This window comes from Streptomyces smyrnaeus, assembly GCF_017676345.1.
In the GTDB taxonomy this organism is placed as follows: Bacteria; Actinomycetota; Actinomycetes; order Streptomycetales; family Streptomycetaceae; genus Streptomyces; species Streptomyces smyrnaeus.
Window position 1 is genome coordinate 68609 of record NZ_JAFFZM010000026.1, and the last position, 18391, is coordinate 86999.

An 18391-nucleotide genomic window follows, 5' to 3' on the forward strand; every position below is an offset into this window, starting at 1 on the left:
ACCGTGCGCCCGAGCCGTGCACGGGCCCCCGGCCACGGCCCCGCCACGGCTTGCACAACCGTACGCGGCCCCCGGGCGCCCGGTCGTCCGGCGCCGGGGGCCTCAGTCCGCCGGGGCCCTACGGGCGGGGCGGGCCGGGAGGACACGCAGGGCCTCGCCGATGTCGGCGACCTCCAGCACCCGCATACCGTCCGGTACCCGGCCCGGGTCGCCCGGCACCAGTGCGTGGGTGAAGCCCAGCCGCGCGGCCTCCGCCAGCCGCCGCTGGACGCCCGTCACCCGGCGCACCTCACCGGCGAGGCCGACCTCGCCGATCGCCACCAGGTTCTTCGGCAGCGGCGTGTCACTGGCGGCGCTGGCCAGCGCGAGCGCCACCGCGAGGTCGGCCGCGGGCTCGGAGAGCCGCACGCCGCCGACCGTGGCGCTGTAGATGTCCCGTTTGCCCAGGGCGCTGATGCGGCCACGCTGCTCCAGCACCGCCAGCATCATCGAGACCCGCGAGTTCTCCAGTCCGGAGGTGGTCCTGCGGGGGGAGGGGATCTGACTGTCGACGGTGAGCGCCTGCACCTCCGCGACCAGCGGGCGCCGCCCCTCCAGGGTCACCGTCAGACAGGTGCCGGGGACCGGCTCGGCGCGGCGGGTCAGAAACAGCCCGGAGGGGTCGGCCAGGCCCGTGATGCCCTCGTCGTGCAGCTCGAAGCAGCCCACCTCGTCCGTCGTCCCGTACCGGTTCTTCACACCGCGCACCAGGCGCAGCCGCGCATGCCGGTCGCCCTCGAAGTGCAGCACCACGTCCACCAGATGCTCCAGCAGCCGCGGCCCCGCGATGGCGCCGTCCTTGGTGACGTGGCCGACCAGCAGCGTGGACATGCCGCGTTCCTTGGAGGCCCGGATCAGCGCGCCCGCCACCTCCCGCACCTGGGCGACGCCGCCCGGCGCTCCGTCGATCTCCGGCGAGGCCACCGTCTGCACCGAGTCCAGCACCAGCAGCGAGGGCTTGACCTCGTCCAGGTGCCCCAGCACGGACGACAGGTCGGTCTCGGCGGTCAGATACAGATGGTCGTCGATGGCGCCGATGCGGTCGGCCCGCAGCCGCACCTGGCCGGCCGACTCCTCACCTGTGACGTAGAGCGTGCGGTGGTCGTCGGACGCCGCCTTGGCCGCGACGTCGAGCAGCAGCGTCGACTTGCCGACGCCCGGCTCGCCGGCCAGCAGCACCACGGCGCCGGGCACCAGGCCGCCGCCCAGCACCCGGTCCAGCTCGGGCACGCCGGTGGCGCGGGCCGTGGCCTGCTTGCCGTCGACCTGGCCGATGGGCAGCGCGCTGACGGAGACCCGGCCGGGCGCGGTGGTCCGTACGGCCGGGGTGCCGCCCGCCTCCTCGACGGTGCCCCAGGCCTGGCACTCGGGACACCGCCCCAGCCACTTGGCGGTCTGCCAGCCGCACTCGGTGCAGCGGTAGGTGGGGCGGTCCTTGGCGGACGACTTACGGGCAGCCATGACGTCACCGTATAGGCGGCCACTGACAGCGCCGTACGGGCGGCCGTCGGCGGACGGTACGGGCGGTCCGTCGGCAGCCGGTCCGTGCGCGGTCGGCCGGGTGCCGGCTGTGCGCCCTCCGTGCGCCCCTTTGGGTCCTTGGTGTCGTCAAACCCACCGGACGTGTCCTGTTTTGACGGCGACCGTCACCCGAAGGAAGTAATCCCGCGTCGGCGGCCCCAGTAAAGCGCCATCATCCGCCTACCGTCGCCGGGGTGATGACGAGCAGGCGCGACCACCCGACGAACGCCCCCGGCGCATCCCCAGCGCAACGGGCGGGCAGGACGACGCACCACCACTCCGCGGGCACGGGCGCGCGGTGCGACGACGCGTACCTGGACGGCCTGTTCACCTACTGCCTTTCCGTGATGTGCGAGCACGAATCCGCCCTCGCCGCACTCGGTGAGACGCTCGCCCTCGCGGATCGCCAACGCGCGCGCGGACGCGCTCCCGAGGACGAACAGGCCCACCGGCCCTGGCTCTACGCACTGGCCCGGTGGGCCTGTTCGCGTCGCCTCGCCGCCCAGAAGGCCGCGCAGTCGGCGCAGGTCCCGTGGGCGGCACAGCCCGGACGCTCCGGACGGCCCGGGAGCCCGTTGCGGTCCGTGCGGTCCGGCCGCGCGGTCCCCTCCGGGCCGTCCGGCCCCGCCGGCCGCGCCGATCCCGCCGCCCCGGCGTCCCCGGCCGCATCGGCGGCCGAGCCGCTGGGTGCCGGGGCCAGGGCCCAGCGCCGCCGCGAACTGGCCGCGCTCGCCTGGCCGGAGGCCGCCGGTATCGCGCCGGAGCAGCGCGAGGCCCTCGAACTGTCCGTCCGCCACGGGCTGTCCCCGGCCCAGATCGGGGCCGTGCTCTCCCTGACGACCACCGCGGCCGAGGACCTGTTGCTGAACGCCTCCTGCGAAGTCGAGCGCACCCGGGCCGCGTTGCGTGTCGTCGAGTCCGGCGGCTGCCCGGCCGTGGCCCGGCTCGCGGGTGACGAGCGGCTGCTGCTGGGCACCGCGCTGCGCCACGAACTGGTGCGGCACGTGGACGAGTGCCCGCAGTGCCGCCGGGCCGCCGAGCGCGCCATGGCCGGGGTCTCCTGGCCCGGCACCGCTCCCGCCTCGGCCGCGCTCGCCGTCCTGACGGTTCCGCGCCCCGCCGTCGAGGCGGCCGTCGCGGTGGCACGCAGAGCGAGAGCCCAGCGCGCGCCCCGCTTCGACCGCGCGGGCTTCCCGGTGCACGACGACGAGCGTGCCGGGCGGCGGGACCGGCTGCGCGGGCGGGCCCTGACGTCGACGGTCATCGCCGCCGTGCTGGCGGCGCCGGTGGTCGCCCTGTGGGCCGCCTACCGCGGGGCCCCCGCCCCCGGGGAGCCACAGGCGGACCGTTCCGCCACCGCGCCGGACGAGCCCGCCGACGGAGGGGGCGGCCGGGGACACGGCGGCGTGGACGGCCCCGCGAGCACGGTTCTGCCCCCGGGGTTCGACCCTTGGCACACCTTCCCGGACGAGGCGAAGGACCGGGCCGAGACGGCGGACGGCGGCGGGCCGGACGGCAAAACCCGGCGGCCGTCGCGCGTCCGCGACGAGGAGTCGCCCGCGCGGCTGAGCGGCCCGGCCGCTCCGCCGTCGACCGCCCGGCCCTTGGCGCCGGTGCCGTCCGCCTCGCCGTCGCGCCCCACCTCGCCGCCGCCGAGCGGGACACCGACCGACTCCCCGTCCCCCAGCGGATCGACGACGCCGCCCCCCACCACGACCCCGAGCCCGCCCCAGAACCCGAGCGACTCCCCGTCCTGACCGCCCCGCCCCTGGCGCCGCCCGCGGCCCGGCGCCCGGCGCCCGGGCGGTCCGGCACCCGGGCGGTCCGGGCCGTGGGCCTCGGGACCCCGGTTACAGCTCGGGCAGCTCTTCTCCGCCCGGCCCGGCGGCGGCGTGCTCGGCGGCATGGTCCGTCGCTGCGTGGTCCGCCGCTGCGCGGTCGGCGGTGGCGCGGGTGGTGGCCGGGTGTTCGGCCACCAGCGGGAGCTCACTGGCCAGGCGCTGCGCGCACAGCTCGGCGAGCTGGTCGTAGGCGGGCTTGCCCATGAGTTCGGTCAGCTCGGCGCGGTACGACTCGTAGACCGGCCGTCCGCCGCCGTGCGCCGACGGCGCCGCGGTGCACCACCAGTGCAGGTCGTGCCCTCCCGAGCCCCAGCCCCGCCGGTCGTACTCGGCGATGGTGACGTACAGCACCTCTTCGCCGTCCGGCCGCTCCACCCACTCGTAGGTGCGCCGGATCGGCACCTGCCAGCACACGTCGGGCTTGGTCTCCAGCGGCTCGCGGTCCTCGCGCAGGGCCAGGGTGTGCAGCGCGCACCCCGCGCCGCCCTCGAATCCGGCGCGATTGTTGAAGATGCAGGCGCCCTGCCAGCGCCGCGTCTGGCGCTCGCCGTCCTCGTTGACCTCGGTCCAGCCCAGCGCGCCGGTGCCGATGTCGTGGAACTGCCAGGTCTCGGGTGTCAGCCGGGCGACGTGCTCGGCGACGCGCTTCTCGTCGTCCTCGTCGGAGAAGTGGGCGCCCAGCGTGCAGCAGCCGTCGGCGGCGCGGCCGGGTGTGATGCCCTGGCAGCCGTTGCCGAACAGGCAGTTCCAGCGGGAGGTCAGCCAGGTCAGGTCGCAGCGGAAGACCTGTTCGTCGTCGGCCGGGTCGGGGAACTCCACCCAGGCGCGGGTGAAGTCGAGACCGACCTCCTCGTCGCGCGCCCGGGGCGCCGGAGGCGCCTCGTGTGCGCCGTCCTGCTTCTTGTGCTTCGCCGCTTTCGTCTTACCCACGCGTCCAGCGTACGGGCCGGGGAGCGCGGCTCCCGGACGCCGCTCCCCGAGCCGGTCTCCCGTATCGTGCGCCGGGAGGTACCGCAGCGGCGGACCCGCCAGGAGGCTAGCGTGCTGGGTATGAGACTCGGTGTCCTCGATGTGGGCTCGAACACGGTCCACCTGCTCGTGGTGGATGCGCATCCCGGTGCGCGGCCCCTGCCCGCGTACTCCCACAAGACGACGCTGCGGCTCGCCGAACTCCTGGAGGAGGACGGCTCGATCAGCGCGGAGGGCGTCGACCGGATCTGCGTCACCCTCGCCGAGGCGCTGCAGATCTCCGAGGACAAGGGGGTCGAGGCGCTGCTGCCGTTCGCGACCTCCGCCGTCCGCGAGGCGGCCAACGCGGAGCACGTGCTGCACCGCATCGCCACGGAGACCGGCGTCAAGCTGGAGGTGCTCTCCGGTGCGGACGAGGCGCGGCTGACGTTTCTGGCGGTACGGCGCTGGTTCGGCTGGTCGGCCGGGCGGCTGCTGGTGCTGGACATCGGCGGCGGCTCGCTGGAGATCGCCTACGGGCTGGACGAGGACCCCGACGCGGCGGTGTCGCTGCCGCTGGGTGCCGGGCGGCTCACCTCCGGCTGGCTGCCGGGCGATCCGCCCGATCCGGCGGACGTGCGCGCCCTGCGGCGGCATGTGCGGGCCGAGATCGCCCGCTCGGTGGGGGAGTTCAACCGGTTCAGCCCGCCGGACCACGTGGTGGCCACCTCCAAGACCTTCAAGCAGCTCGCCCGGATGGCGGGCGCCCCGCGCAGCGCGGAGGGCGTCTACACCCGCCGGGTACTGAGCCGGTCCTCCCTGGAGGAGTGGGTGCCCAAGCTCGCCTCGATGCCGGCCGAGGAGCGCGCCGCCCTGCCCGGCGTCTCCGAGGGCCGGGCCCATCAACTGCTGGCGGGCGCTCTGGTCGCGGAGGCGGCGTTGGACCTGTTCGCCGTCGCGGAGGCCGAGATCTGCCCCTGGGCCCTGCGCGAGGGCATAATCCTGCGCCGCCTCGACCGGCTGCGGGCGGCGTGAGCCCGCCACCGCACCCGGGGGGCCTCCGCTCGCGGGAGGGAGCTCTCTCACAGGGGGGTAACCCTTCGCGGGCGGCGAACCGCGCTTAGGGTGGCTGGGTGGGCATCGAAAGCGTGCGGGTCCCCCAGGCGAAGGTCGCGCTGTCGACGGCCTCGGTGTACCCCGAGTCGACGGCCGCGGCCTTCGAGATCGCCGCGCGTCTCGGTTACGACGGCGTCGAGGTCATGGTGTGGACCGACCCGGTCAGCCAGGACGTGGACGCGCTGCGCCGGCTGTCGGACTTCCACGGGGTCCCGATTCTGGCCGTTCACGCACCGTGTCTGCTCATCACGCAGCGTGTGTGGTCCACCGATCCGTGGACGAAGCTGGTACGTGCCCGTACGGCGGCGGAGACGCTCGGCGCGTCCACCGTGGTGGTGCATCCGCCCTTCCGCTGGCAGCGCAACTACGCGCGGGAGTTCGAGCAAGGGGTGTGGCGGATGGCGAACGAGACCGACGTCCGGTTCGCCGTCGAGAACATGTACCCCTGGCGCTACCGGGACCGCGAGATGCTGGCCTACGCGCCCGACTGGGACCCCACCCGGAACGACTACCGGCACTTCACGATCGACCTCTCGCACACCGCGACGGCCCGTAACGACACGCTCGCGATGGTCGAGCGGATGGGGGACCGGCTTGGCCATGTGCACATCGCGGACGGCAACGGTTCGGCGAAGGACGAGCATCTGGTGCCGGGGCGCGGCTCGCAGCCGTGTGCCGAGGTGCTGGAGCGGTTGGCCGCACGCGGCTTCGACGGGCACGTCGTCGTCGAGGTGAACACCCGGCGCGCCATGTCGGCCGCCGAGCGCGAGGAGGACCTGGCCGAGGCCCTCGCCTACACCCGTCTTCACCTGGCCGCTCCCGGCCCCGCCCCCACCAGCGGTGCCAACGGCACCGGCAGCAACAACGGCGCCGGCGGCCACGGCGGCCACGGCGGCCACGGCGGCACCGGCGGGGAGCCGGGCGGTGACGGGACGGCGACCGGCCACCCCGCCGGCCGGAGGAACGCATGACCGAACGCTCCTCCCAGGAGCCGGGGCCCGCCCCCCGCAGGCGGGGGCGCCCGGCGCGGCGTACCGCCGAGGCCGGACCGGGCGCGCGCGAGCGGATTCTGGCCTCGGCCCGCGGCGAGTTCGCCGAGCACGGCTTCGACAAGGTCTCCGTCCGCGCCATCGCGCGTGGCGCGGGTGTGGACGCGGCGCTGGTCCACCACTACTTCGGTACCAAGGAGCAGGTGTTCGTCGCCGCGATCGAGGGCGCCATGGCACCGGTGCTCTCGGTCCCCGATCTGGTCGGGACCGCCGCCCCGGACGCCGTGGGCCAGGTCATCACCCGAAGGTTCCTGGAGGTCTGGGAGGGCCCGGCCACCCGCGAACCGGTGCTGGCGATCGTCCGCTCGGCGGTCAACAACGAGCGGGCGGCGGCCGTCTTCCGCGGACTGCTGACCCGCAGTCTGCTCAGCCGGGTGGCGGCCCGGATCCAGGGGCCCGACGCCGAGCTGCGTGTCGGTCTGGCGGCGGCGCAGCTGGTGGGGGCGGCGCTGCTGCGGCATGTCATCCGGCTGGAGCCGGTGGCCTCCGAGCCGCTGGAGGGCGTGATCGCCCGGCTGGCGCCCGTCGTCCAGCACCACCTCACGGGCCCCGGTCCGCAGGACGAACCGGGTTCCGTCCATCATTCGGACCCCCTGTCCGGATCCTGAGCGCGAGGCGTACCCTCGAACTCTCTACGTACCGCAGCGGCCGCCGGGCCCCACCGCCATGGCGGGCCGCCCGCACCAAGGGAGAGGCAGCCATGCCCGAGCTGAGGTCCCGCACCGTCACCCACGGACGCAACATGGCAGGGGCGCGTGCCCTTATGCAGGCGTCCGGCGTAGCGCGTGAGGACTTCGGCAAGCCGGTCATCGCGGTGGCCAACAGCTTCACCGAGTTCGTGCCCGGCCACACCCACCTCCAGCCGGTGGGCCGCATCGTCAGCGAGGCGGTCAAGGCGGCGGGCGGCATCCCGCGCGAGTTCAACACCATCGCGGTGGACGACGGCATCGCCATGGGCCACGGCGGCATGCTCTACTCGCTGCCGTCCCGGGACCTGATCGCCGACTCGGTCGAGTACATGACCGAGGCGCACTGCGCGGACGCGCTGATCTGCATCTCCAACTGCGACAAGATCACTCCCGGGATGCTGATGGCCGCGATGCGGCTCGACATCCCCACCGTCTTCGTCTCCGGCGGCCCCATGGAAGCCGGCCGCGCGACGCTGGTGAACGGCACCGTCCGCAAGCTGGACCTGGTCGACGCGATGTCCGAGGCCGTCAACGACCAGGTCTCCGACGAGGACATCCTCCGTATCGAGGAGAACGCCTGCCCGACCTGCGGCTCCTGTTCGGGCATGTTCACCGCCAACTCCATGAACTGCCTCACCGAGGCCCTCGGTCTGGCCCTGCCCGGCAACGGCTCCGTGCTGGCCACCCACACGGCGCGCAAGGAGCTGTACGAGTCGGCGGGCCGCACGGTCGTCGAGATCACCAAGCGCTACTACGACCAGGACGACGCCACCGTCCTGCCGCGCAACGTCGGCTCCCGCGCCGCCTTCGAGAACGCCATGGCCCTCGACATCGCCATGGGCGGCTCCACCAACACGATCCTGCACCTGCTGGCCGCGGCCCAGGAGGCCGAGCTGGACTTCACGATGGCCGACATCGACCAGCTCTCCCGCAAGCTGCCCTGCCTGGCCAAGGTCGCCCCGAACGTTGCCAAGGCAGGGCCCGGCGGCACGTACTACATGGAGGATGTGCACCGCGCGGGCGGCATCCCCGCCATCCTGGGCGAGCTCTACCGCGCCGGGCTGCTCAACGAGGACGTGCACACCGTGCACGCCGACTCGATGGACGAGTGGCTCAAGACCTGGGACATCCGCGGCGGCTCGCCCTCGCCGCAGGCCGTGGAGCTCTTCCACGCCGCGCCGGGCTGCAAGCGCTCCGCCGAGGCGTTCTCGCAGTCCGAGCGGTGGGAGACGCTGGACGTCGACGCGGCGGACGGCTGCATCCGCGACATCGACCACGCCTACTCGACCGAGGGCGGGCTGGCGGTGCTGTACGGCAACCTGGCCGAGAACGGCTGCGTGGTGAAGACCGCCGGCGTGGACGAGTCGATCCTGACCTTCACCGGGCCCGCCGTGGTGTGCGAGTCCCAGGAGGAGGCCGTTCAGAAGATCCTCGACAAGACGGTCAAGGAGGGCGACGTCGTCGTCATCCGCTACGAGGGCCCCAAGGGCGGCCCCGGTATGCAGGAGATGCTCTACCCCACCTCGTTCCTCAAGGGCCGGGGCCTGGGCAAGGCCTGCGCGCTGATCACCGACGGCCGGTTCTCCGGCGGTACGTCCGGACTCTCCATCGGCCACATCTCGCCCGAGGCGGCCGGTGGCGGCACCATCGCCCTGGTGGAGGACGGCGACACCGTCGTCATCGACATCCCGAACAGGCAGCTGCGCCTCGATGTGCCCGACGCGACGCTGGCGGCCCGCCGCGAGGCGCTGGCCGGCCGGTACGCGCCCGTGGCGCGTGAGCGCAAGGTCTCCACCGCGCTGCGCGCCTACGCGGCGATGGCCACCAGCGCCGACCGGGGTGCTGTGCGCGATGTGACCCTGCTGGAGCGCTGAGCCGCGCCCCGACAGGGGCGCGGGGAACGGCGCGACCGACCACGGACGAGCCTCACGTCCGCAGACGGCAGCCAGGGGCAGACGTTGCCCGGAACCCCGCACCGCCATAATCGGAACGTGTCCCAGCAACCGAAGACCCCCGACGCACCGACCCCGGAACCGCTCCGCTTCTACGGCACCACCTGGGTCGACCACTCCGGCGGCTACGCCCTGCGCCGCGCAGCCCTGGGCATCGGCGCGGTACTGGCGGCAGCCGCCGGTGCCTTCGTGCTGCGGTTCGCGTACCAGGGCGTGGTGCTGGCCGACATCGGGAGCTGGGCGAGCGTGCTGCTCGTCGTCGCGTTCGCGGTGTGCAGCGCGCTGGCGTTCTCCCGCACCCTCACCCACTACGGCCGCCGCCCCAGTGAGCGCGAGGCGTCGGCCGAGTCGTCGATGCGCAGCATCCGGATCGTCGGCTTCATCGGCGTACTGCTCGCCTACGCGCTGCGCACCTGCGTCGAGGCGCCCGGCGAGAAGCTGCACCGCGCCGAGTACGAGGCCGCTCTGGACCGCCACGAGCGGCAGCGCACCGCCCGCACCGGCAATCCGGCGGCACGCGGCAGGGGAGCGAAGGGCGGCAAGGGTCGGAAGAAGTCGCGCAAGGGCTGACCCGCCCGGTTGCCGCTCGGCTGCCGCTCGGCTCCTCGTCACCCCCCACACGAACGACTGCGGGAGGGCCCTCAGGGCCCTCCCGCAGTCGTCTCAGGGGGAACCCTGAACTGCCCCGGACAAGGGGCAGTTGAGCTCGACACCCTGCTCCGTCACGTGTCAGATTCTTCTTACACCCCAAGAGAGAGGGGTCGCGGTGAGCGCGATCGAGACCCCGACGGGAGACGAACTGCTGAAGGTCCTGACGGCGCTGGGCAATCCGCATCGGCTGCGGATCGTCGCGGCGCTCGCCCAGGGCCGGAACTACGTCAGCAGACTCGCCCGCGAGATCGGCATGAGCCGCCCCCTGCTGCACATGCACCTCCAGCGGCTGGAGGCGGCCGGCCTGGTGGTCGGGACGCTGGAGCTGTCGGACAGCGGCAAGGCCATGAAGTTCTTCGAGGTGTCCCCGTTCGCCTACGCCCTGACCCCGCAGATCGTCACGGAGGCGGCGCGGACCCTCACCGACCAGCAGCCGGACGAGAAGGCCCCGAGCGAGCGGGCCCGGAACGAGAAAGAGAGCGCACAGTGGACGAGCAGCTGACGACGGCGGCAGCAGCCGACGCGGCCGGTACCTGGGCGGCGGCGCTCGGCTCCGGCGGGGTCTTCGTCCTGATGATCGTGATCGTCTGGCAGGTCGCCGCCACCTGGCGGGCCCGCATGCTGGCCGCCCGTGAACAGCAGTACAAGAGCCTGGCCGAGAAGTACGCGCAGCTGCTGGAGGACAACGTCGAGCTGCACCGCCGCACGCTGGACGAGCTGACGCAGGCACGGCAGTCGATCGCCTCGATGGAGAAGATGATGCGCGAGATCGAGTAGCGGGCCCATCGCCCCGCAGGCACCACCGGCGCTCGTACGGCCGGGAGCGGCAACTCCCGGCCGTACACGTGAGCGTGAGCACTCAGCGAACCCCTCGCTTCCCACACCCACACCATGGAGGTTACCCATGCCTGCCCTCTCCCAGCATCCGGCCGGGAGGTGTCGCCACGCGCTGCGCCGCCTGGCCACGGCCCCCGGCGGCAAGCGCACCAAATGGCTGGTCCTCGCCGCCTGGCTGATCATCGTCGTCGCCCTCGGTCCGCTGGCCGGAAAGCTCGGTGAGGTCGAGGACAGCAGCGCCAACGCCTTCCTGCCCGGCAACGCCGAGTCCGCCAAGGTCAATACGGAGCTGGAGAAGTTCCGCGGCGAGGACGAGATCATTCCCGCCGTCGTCGTCTACACCCGCTCCGACGCCGCCACCACCGAGGCCGACACCGCCAAGGCACGCGCCGACCGTGCGGACTTCGCATCGCTGGTGGCCAAGGGCGAGCAGATCAGCGGCCCGGTCCCGGCCGAGGACGGCAAAGCGCTGATGCTGGTGGTCCCGCTGAGCACGGGCGGCGACGACATGACCGACGACGTGGCGAAGATCCGTACGGTCGCGGCGGCCAACGCACCACCGGGGCTCGACGTCGAGGTCGGCGGCCCGGCCGGTTCGCTCATCGACAACATCAAGGTCTTCGACAACCTCGACTCCACGCTGATGCTGGCCACCGGCGCCGTCGTCACGCTGCTGCTGCTGATCACCTACCGCAGCCCGCTGCTGTGGCTCTTCCCCGTGCTGTCGGTCGGCTTCGCCGCGGTCCTCACCCAGGTCGCCACCTATGTGCTGGCCAAGTACGCCTCGCTGCCCGTCGACCCGCAGAGCGCGGGCATCCTCATGGTCCTCGTCTTCGGTGTCGGTACCGACTACGCACTGCTGCTGATCGCCCGCTACCGCGAGGAGCTCCACCGCCACGAGGACCGGCACGAGGCGATGCGGCTCGCGCTGCGCCGCTCCGGCCCCGCCATCGTCGCCTCCGCCGGCACCATCGCCATCGGGCTGGCCTGCCTGGCCTTCGCGGACATCAACTCCTCGCGCTCGCTGGGTCTGGTCGGTGCCGTCGGTGTCGTCTGCGCGCTGCTCGCGATGGTCACCGTGCTGCCCGCGCTGCTCGTGGTGGCGGGCCGCCGGGTCTTCTGGCCGTTCGTGCCCCGCTACGGGACACAGCCGCGCAAGGCTCGTACGGTCTGGTCCCGGATCGGCGGCCTGCTGGCTCGCCGTCCGCGCTGGTCCTGGCTGATGTCCATCGCCGTCACGGCGGTACTGGCGCTGAGTGCGACCGGTATCACCATGGGGCTGACCAACGCGGAGATGTTCCAGGACAAGCCCGAGTCGGTGGTCGCCCAGGAGAAGCTGTCCGCGCACTACCCCTCCGGCTCCTCCGACCCGGCCACCGTCGTCGTACGGACCGACGCGCGCACCGCCGTGCAGCGGGCAGCAGCTCAGGTCGGCGGAGTGGAGTCCGTCCGGGCCGACGACCGCACCGCCGACGGGTCGCTGACCTCGCTGTCCGTCGTGTTGCGGGACGCTCCCGACAGCGAGGCGGCCAAGCGGACCATCGACGAACTGCGCGACGCGGTGCACCAGGTCGACGGTGCCGAAGCGCTGGTGGGCGGTACCACCGCGGAGTCGCTGGACACCCGGCGCGCCGCGGAGAGCGACCTGAAGGTCGTCATCCCGATCGTGCTCGCCGTCGTCCTGCTCGTCCTGGTGGCGCTGCTGCGCTCGCTGGTCGCGCCGGTGCTGCTGCTGGCAACCGTGGTGCTGTCCTACTTCGGTGCGCTGGGCGCCTCGCACCTGGTCTTCGAGTACGTGCTCGACTTCGCGGCGATGGACCACTCCTTGCCGCTGATGGGCTTCGTCTTCCTGGTGGCACTGGGCATCGACTACAACATCTTCCTGATGACCCGGGTCCGCGAAGAGGCCGTGGCGCAGGGGCACAGCAGGGGCGTGCTGGCAGGGCTCAGCTCCACCGGCGGTGTGATCACCTCGGCGGGAATCGTGCTGGCCGCCACCTTCGCGGTGATCGCCTCGATGCCGCTGGTGTCGATGGCGCAGCTCGGGGTGCTGGTCGGCATCGGCGTCCTGCTGGACACCTTCCTGGTCCGCACCGTCCTGGTGCCCTCGCTGGCCCTGGACATCGGTGCCCGTATCTGGTGGCCGAGCCGTCTGGGCCGTGCCCCGCAGCCGCACGGTGACGCCCGTACGGCGGTGGGGGAGGACCGGGTGCTGGAGAAGGTGTAGCCGTCCAGCCCCTTCGGCACCCGCGCTCGACCACTCGGCCCTCTCGCCTCCTCGGTCCCCTTCCTCACCACACGGGAGGAGACCCCACATCCGGCGGTGCCGGACCTCCTGAGCCCTCTCAGGCCGGTCCGGCACCGCCGTTCGTCGTCCCGCCGCTTGACGCCCTCGTACGGCGGCGACCATAATTCATCACATGATGAATAAACCTCCGCCCGAGCGCACCGGGACCCCGGGGGACGGCCGGCCCGCCGTGCACGCGCACGGCCTCACCGTCGTCCGCGGCAGCCGTCGGGTGCTGGACGGGCTCACCTTCGACATCGCCCCCGGCACCGTCACCGGACTCCTCGGTCCCTCCGGCAGCGGCAAGTCCACCCTCATCCGGGCCATCGTCGGCACCCAGGCCAAGGTCACCGGCACCCTCGACGTACTCGGCAGGCCCGCGGGCTCCGCCCCGCTGCGCTCCCGCGTCGGCTACGTCACCCAGTCCCCGTCCGTCTACGCCGACCTGACGGCACGGCAGAACCTCGACTACTACGCCGCCGTCCTCGGCATCCCGCGCACCGACCGCGCCGCCGCCGTCGACCAGGCGCTGACCGACGTCGACCTCACCTCGCACGCCGACGACCTGGCGGGCAACCTCTCCGGAGGCCAGTCCTCCCGCGTCTCCCTCGCCGTCGCCCTGCTGGGCACCCCCGAACTGCTGGTCCTGGACGAACCCACCGTCGGCCTCGACCCCGTACTCCGTCGCGACCTGTGGAACCTCTTCCACCGCCTCGCCGCGCGCGGCACCACCCTGCTGATCTCCTCGCACGTGATGGACGAGGCCGACCGCTGCGAGCACCTGCTCCTCGTCCGGGACGGCACCCTGCTGGCCGCCGACACCCCGCAGGCGCTCCGCGAGACCACCGGCAGCGACACCGTCGAGGACGCCTTCCTCAAGCTCGTCGAGTCCGCCCGGGACGGAGCCACCACCTCCGCCCGGCCCCACCCCGCAGCCCAGGCACAGCACTCCCAGCACGCACAGAACACGCAGCAGACCCAGCAAGCCCAGGAATCCCAGCACTCACGACGGGGCACCTCATGAACGCCGCACGCACGCTCGCCACCGCACGCCGTGTCCTGCGCCAGCTCGCCCACGACCCCCGGACGGTCGCGCTGCTGCTCCTCGTCCCGGTCCTGCTGCTGGTCCTGCTCTACTACGTCTTCGACGCGGACCGCCGCTCCTTCGACAGCATCGGCGCCTCACTGCTGGGCATCTTCCCGCTGGTGACGATGTTCCTGGTCACCTCCATCGCCACACTGCGGGAGCGCACCTCCGGCACGCTGGAGCGGCTGCTGTCCATGCCGCTGGGCAAGGCCGATCTCATCCTCGGCTACGCACTCGCGTTCGGCGCGCTCGCCGTCGTCCAGGCCTCCGTCGCCACCGGTGTCGCCGTCTGGCTCCTGGACCTCAACATCGTCGGCTCGCCCTGGCTGCTGCTGCTCATCGCGCTGCTCGACGCCCTGCTGGGCACGGCACTCGGGCTGTTCGTCTCCGCGTTCGCCGCCTCCGAGTTCCAGGTGGTCCAGTTCATGCCCGCGATGGTCTTCCCGCAGATCCTGCTGTGCGGCCTGTTCGCCCCCCGCAGCAGCATGCAGCCGGCGCTGGAGGCGATCTCCAACGTGCTGCCCATGTCCTACGCCGTCGACGGCATGACGGAGGTCCTCAAACACCCGGACGCCACCGGGGACTTCGTCCGCGACGCGGTCATCGTCGCCGGCAGCGCACTCCTCGTCCTCTTCCTCGGTGCCGCCACCCTCCGCCGCCGTACGGCCTGAAGGCGCGTCCGCGCTGTGGAACGCGGGGCTGCCGAGCGGTGGGCCGGTGCGAGTATGGACGCGGTGTCCACGATCGTGGACAGGCGGCCACACGGCATCCGACGCGCAACAACGCACGAGGTGAAGCACCCCCATGACCACCCAGAAAGTCGCGGTCCTCGGCACCGGAAAGATCGGGGAGGCACTGCTCTCCGGCATGCTCCGAGGCGGCTGGTCGCCCTCCCGCCTCCTGGTCACCACCCGCCGCCCGGAGCGCGCCGCCGAACTGCGCGAGCGCTACGGCGTCGAGACCGTCGGCAACGCCGAGGCCGCCAAGAGCGCCGACACCCTCATCCTCACCCCCAAGCCGCAGGACATGGCGGCGCTGCTGGACGAACTCGCCCCGCACGTGCCCGCCGACCGGCTGGTCATCAGCGGCGCGGCCGGCATCACCACCCGCTACCTCGAACAGCGCCTCGCCGACGGCACCCCCGTCGTCCGCGTCATGACCAACACCCCGGCCCTGGTGGACGAGGCCATGTCCGTCGTCTCTCCGGGCACCCACGCCACCGAGGACCATCTGAAGCTCACCGACGAGATCTTCGGCGGCGTCGGCAAGACCCTCCGCCTCCCCGAGGGCCAGCAGGACGCCGCCACCGCTCTCTCCGGCTCGGGCCCCGCCTACTTCTTCTTCCTGATCGAGGCCATGACCGACGCCGGCATCCAGCTCGGCCTCCCGCGCGACAAGGCACACGAGCTGATCGTCCAGGCCGCCGTCGGCGCCGCCACCATGCTCCGCGACAGCGGCGACCACCCCGTCACCCTCCGCGAGAACGTCACCTCGCCCGGCGGTACGACGATCAACGCCATCCGCGAGTTGGAGAACCACCGGGTCCGCGCCGCCTTCATCGACGCCATCGAGGCGGCCCGCGACCGCAGCCGCGAACTGGGAGGCTGACGGGCCGGGGAGAGGGTGCCCCTTGCTGTGCGGCGCGGGCTGCGGGTGTGCCGTAGCTGTGGGGGCACCCCCTGCTCGAAGAGCCTGGGGGAGCAGTTCCCCGCGCCCCCTACTTGCTGCCCCGCAAGCTCGGGCAAGCCCTTCAGCTCCCGGCGCGCGCCCGCAACCCCCGCACCCCCTCGTGCACCAGCGTGATCGTGAAGGCGAGCGCCAGCCCCAGCGCCACCCCGTACAGCGGTGTCTCCTCGAACGCCGCCCCGCCCACATAGCCCAGGCAGGCCGAGTAGATCGCCCAGCTCAGCACCGCGACGGCGTCGAACCGGGTGAACGACCGGCGCGGGAACCCGGTGGCGCCCGTGGTGAGCGTGGCGGCCGTCCGCCCGCCCGGGATGTAGCGCGCCGCCACCAGCACGAGGCCGCCCCGCTCGGCCAGCATCCGCCCCACCCGCTCGTACACCCGCCGCGCCCGGCTCCCCTCCTTCAGCCGGGCCTGGATCCGCGCTCCGGAGCGCCGTCCGATCGCATAGGAGATGTGGTCACCGACGAACGCTCCCAACGCCGCCACCAGGATCACCCAGAACAGTTCGGGCTCGCCCTGCGCCGCCGCGAACACCCCCAGGGTGATCACCAGCGTCTCGCTCGGCACCACGGGGAAGAACCCGTCCAGCATCGCGATTCCGAACAGCGCCACATACACCCAGGGTGTGCTGACGAATCCCTCGACCGCGTGCACTATCGCGTCATTCATGCTCCGGAACGTACGGAGCGCCACAGGCGGCGGGCAGCGCACGATAGTCGTCGGCCACCCTGCACTTTCGACAGATGTCCGCCGCGAACCCGCCGCGTACCGTGACGGCCGTGAACTCCTCCGCACGCGCCCGCACCCGACGACCGGCCGGAGGCCCCGCCGCAGGGCCCGGTGCCGGCCGCCCGGACGGCGTCCACGGCCGCTTCCGCGACCGGCTCAAGGGCCGGCTGGGAGAGGGCCTGCGCCGCCGACGCGTCCGTGAGGCCCTGGCCGACCTGGCGCTGTTCCTGTTCATGGCCTACCCCCTCCCCTTCCTCACCGACGTCCCGGTCTGGCTCCGCGTGGTGGCGGCTCCCCTGCTGGCCGCCGCGGCAGCCATGAGCCGCCGGGCCCCGCTCGCGGCCGCGACCGTTCCGGCCGTACTCGGTCTGACCGCCACCCCGGAGCTGTTCACCAGCACTTTCGCCCCGAGCCTGGTCGCCCTCAGCTTTTTGCTCGGCCGCCGCACCCAGGACGTACGCCCGTCGCTCGTCGCCGCCGCCCTCCTCTGCGCGGCCGGACTCGTGCTCGCCCTGACACTGCCGGGCGCCGACCTGTGGGCCTGGTTCACCCTGGTCAGCACCGTCTTGTTCGCCGCCGTCCTCCCCTGGCTGCTGGGCCGCTTCCGCCGTCAGCAGTACGAACTGCACAGCGCCGGCTGGGAGCTGGCCGCCCGGATGGAACGCGAACAGCAGCTGGTGGCCGAACGCACCCGGTTGCGCGAACGCTCCCGTATCGCGGGCGACATGCACGACTCCCTCGGCCACGACCTCAGCCTCATCGCCGTCCGCGCCGCGGCACTCCAGGTCTCTCCGGGGGTGGACGCCGACGCCAGCGCCTCCGCCGCCGAGCTCCGCCAGGCGGCCGCCGACGCCACCGAACGCCTCCGCCAGATCATCGGCCTCCTCCGCCAGGACACGACAGAGCTCCACCAAGAGCCGCCGACCGTCTCCGAGACCGTCCCCGATCTGGTGGCCCGCACCGCCGCCTCGGGCGTCGACATCTGCCTCCGCCACCACACAGCGCAGGAGGCGACCGAGGAAGAAGCCGCAGGGGAAGCAGGTACTGGGAAGGCAGGTACTGGAAAAGCAGGTGAGGGAAAAGCAGGTGAGGGAGCGGAGAGCGACCCGTCCCGACTGCCCCCACTCGTCGACCGGGCCCTCCACCGCGTCGTCCAGGAGGCCATCACCAACGCGACGAAGCACGCTCCCGGCTCAGCCATCACCGTCGAGCTCCGGCAGGGGAGCACCGCGGTGGACGTGACGGTGCGAAACGGCGCGATTCCCGAAGCAGCGCCCGCCGCCGGTGCCGCCGCGGGTGCCGATGCCGGTCGGCCTGGACCCGGCGGGGGCTCCGGCACCGGACTCATCAGCCTGGACGAGCGCGTCCGCCAGGCCGGCGGCACCTTCCGGGCCCACCGCACGGACGACGGCTTCGAGGTCACGGCCCACCTCCCCCTCACCGCGGAACCGCTCCCGCCCGCCGCTCCCGAGGGCGACACCGGCATCTCGCGCTCCCGCGAGGAGCTGGCCCAGGCCCGCCGGCGCGTACGACGCGGCATGGTGAACGCCCTCTGGATCCCGGTCGCGGCAACGGCGGCCCTCGCCGTACTGATGTACGGCTTCCAGCTCTACACCTCCCACCAGTCCGTTCTGCCCCAGCACACCTTCGAGCAGCTGCGCACAGGTGACGCCGAGACCTCCGTGACCCCGCGCCTCCCGTCGTACGAGTTCGACGAGGAGTCCCGCCCCTACGGCGCCCCACCGGATCCTCCGCACACGGACGAGTGCCGCTTCTACCGCACCGCCACCTTCGACAACTCCCCGCTCTACCGCCTCTGCTTCGCGGACGGCCGCCTCTCCCACAAGGACCGCGTCACCAACGAGCGGGACGACGGTTGACGGGCACGAGGCCCGAAGTTGACACGGCGGTCGCCGGTCCGTAAGGTTCATCGAGTTGTCAGCAGCCGGTCACGGTTC

15 protein-coding genes and 1 pseudogene are annotated in these 18391 nt (G+C 72.8%); 13 read left to right on the plus strand and 3 right to left on the minus strand.

Features of this window, described 5'->3' with window-relative positions; genetic code table 11:
• Positions 1 to 102: 102 nt before the first annotated feature.
• Positions 103 to 1500 (minus strand): DNA repair protein RadA, encoded by a 1398-nt coding sequence (radA, locus tag JW613_RS30870; RefSeq protein ID WP_209214171.1) that lies wholly within the window; start codon positions 1498 to 1500, stop codon positions 103 to 105.
• 257 nt (positions 1501 to 1757) lie between these two features.
• Between radA and JW613_RS30875 the strand changes: the two genes are divergently transcribed.
• The gene (locus tag JW613_RS30875; RefSeq protein ID WP_209214172.1) at positions 1758 to 3317 is read left to right on the plus strand and encodes a hypothetical protein; all 1560 of its coding nucleotides are present in this window, start codon (positions 1758 to 1760) and stop codon (positions 3315 to 3317) included.
• Positions 3318 to 3410: 93 nt separating this feature from the next.
• On the opposite strand, the gene JW613_RS30880 is transcribed toward JW613_RS30875, so the two are convergent.
• On the minus strand, positions 3411 to 4331 hold the full coding sequence (locus JW613_RS30880) for a DUF3109 family protein (protein WP_307866110.1): 921 nt from the start codon (positions 4329 to 4331) through the stop codon (positions 3411 to 3413).
• Positions 4332 to 4451: 120 nt separating this feature from the next.
• Between JW613_RS30880 and JW613_RS30885 the strand changes: the two genes are divergently transcribed.
• From JW613_RS30885 to proC, 11 genes and pseudogenes are all read left to right on the plus strand, one after another.
• Positions 4452 to 5384: a Ppx/GppA family phosphatase gene (locus tag JW613_RS30885; protein WP_099883338.1), complete on the plus strand. Its 933-nt coding sequence runs from the start codon at positions 4452 to 4454 to the stop codon at positions 5382 to 5384.
• A gap of 98 nt (positions 5385 to 5482) precedes the next feature.
• A pseudogene (locus JW613_RS30890) lies at positions 5483 to 6298 on the plus strand (sugar phosphate isomerase/epimerase family protein); the annotation flags it as partial.
• A 134-nt stretch (positions 6299 to 6432) separates the two neighbouring features.
• Entirely contained in the window at positions 6433 to 7122 is a 690-nt protein-coding gene (locus JW613_RS30895; protein WP_209214173.1) for a TetR/AcrR family transcriptional regulator, read from the plus strand.
• Between the two features lie 92 nt (positions 7123 to 7214).
• Entirely contained in the window at positions 7215 to 9077 is a 1863-nt protein-coding gene (gene ilvD / locus JW613_RS30900) for a dihydroxy-acid dehydratase (RefSeq protein WP_209214174.1), read from the plus strand.
• 117 nt (positions 9078 to 9194) lie between these two features.
• On the plus strand, positions 9195 to 9725 hold the full coding sequence (locus JW613_RS30905) for a hypothetical protein (RefSeq protein ID WP_209214175.1): 531 nt from the start codon (positions 9195 to 9197) through the stop codon (positions 9723 to 9725).
• Between the two features lie 196 nt (positions 9726 to 9921).
• Positions 9922 to 10308, plus strand: a complete 387-nt coding sequence (locus JW613_RS30910) for an ArsR/SmtB family transcription factor (RefSeq protein ID WP_209214176.1) — start codon at positions 9922 to 9924, stop codon at positions 10306 to 10308.
• Positions 10293 to 10583 (plus strand): hypothetical protein, encoded by a 291-nt coding sequence (locus tag JW613_RS30915; protein ID WP_099883343.1) that lies wholly within the window; start codon positions 10293 to 10295, stop codon positions 10581 to 10583. The genes JW613_RS30910 and JW613_RS30915 overlap by 16 nt, the downstream gene beginning before the upstream one ends.
• A gap of 127 nt (positions 10584 to 10710) precedes the next feature.
• A complete protein-coding gene (locus JW613_RS30920) occupies positions 10711 to 12870 on the plus strand; it encodes an MMPL family transporter (protein ID WP_209214177.1) in 2160 nt (719 codons plus the stop codon).
• Between the two features lie 193 nt (positions 12871 to 13063).
• Positions 13064 to 13954 carry an ABC transporter ATP-binding protein gene (locus JW613_RS30925; RefSeq protein WP_245226568.1) on the plus strand — a complete coding sequence of 297 codons (891 nt, stop codon included), beginning with the start codon at positions 13064 to 13066 and terminating at the stop codon, positions 13952 to 13954.
• Positions 13951 to 14688: an ABC transporter permease gene (locus JW613_RS30930; protein ID WP_209214178.1), complete on the plus strand. Its 738-nt coding sequence runs from the start codon at positions 13951 to 13953 to the stop codon at positions 14686 to 14688. The genes JW613_RS30925 and JW613_RS30930 overlap by 4 nt, the downstream gene beginning before the upstream one ends.
• Positions 14689 to 14821: 133 nt before the next feature.
• Complete coding sequence (proC, locus tag JW613_RS30935) at positions 14822 to 15625, plus strand: pyrroline-5-carboxylate reductase (protein WP_209214179.1); 804 nt, start codon at positions 14822 to 14824, stop codon at positions 15623 to 15625.
• 142 nt (positions 15626 to 15767) lie between these two features.
• On the opposite strand, the gene JW613_RS30940 is transcribed toward proC, so the two are convergent.
• Positions 15768 to 16373 carry a DedA family protein gene (locus JW613_RS30940; protein ID WP_245226569.1) on the minus strand — a complete coding sequence of 202 codons (606 nt, stop codon included), beginning with the start codon at positions 16371 to 16373 and terminating at the stop codon, positions 15768 to 15770.
• 101 nt (positions 16374 to 16474) lie between these two features.
• Between JW613_RS30940 and JW613_RS36130 the strand changes: the two genes are divergently transcribed.
• Complete coding sequence (locus tag JW613_RS36130) at positions 16475 to 18313, plus strand: sensor histidine kinase (protein WP_372448025.1); 1839 nt, start codon at positions 16475 to 16477, stop codon at positions 18311 to 18313.
• Positions 18314 to 18391: the final 78 nt, after the last annotated feature.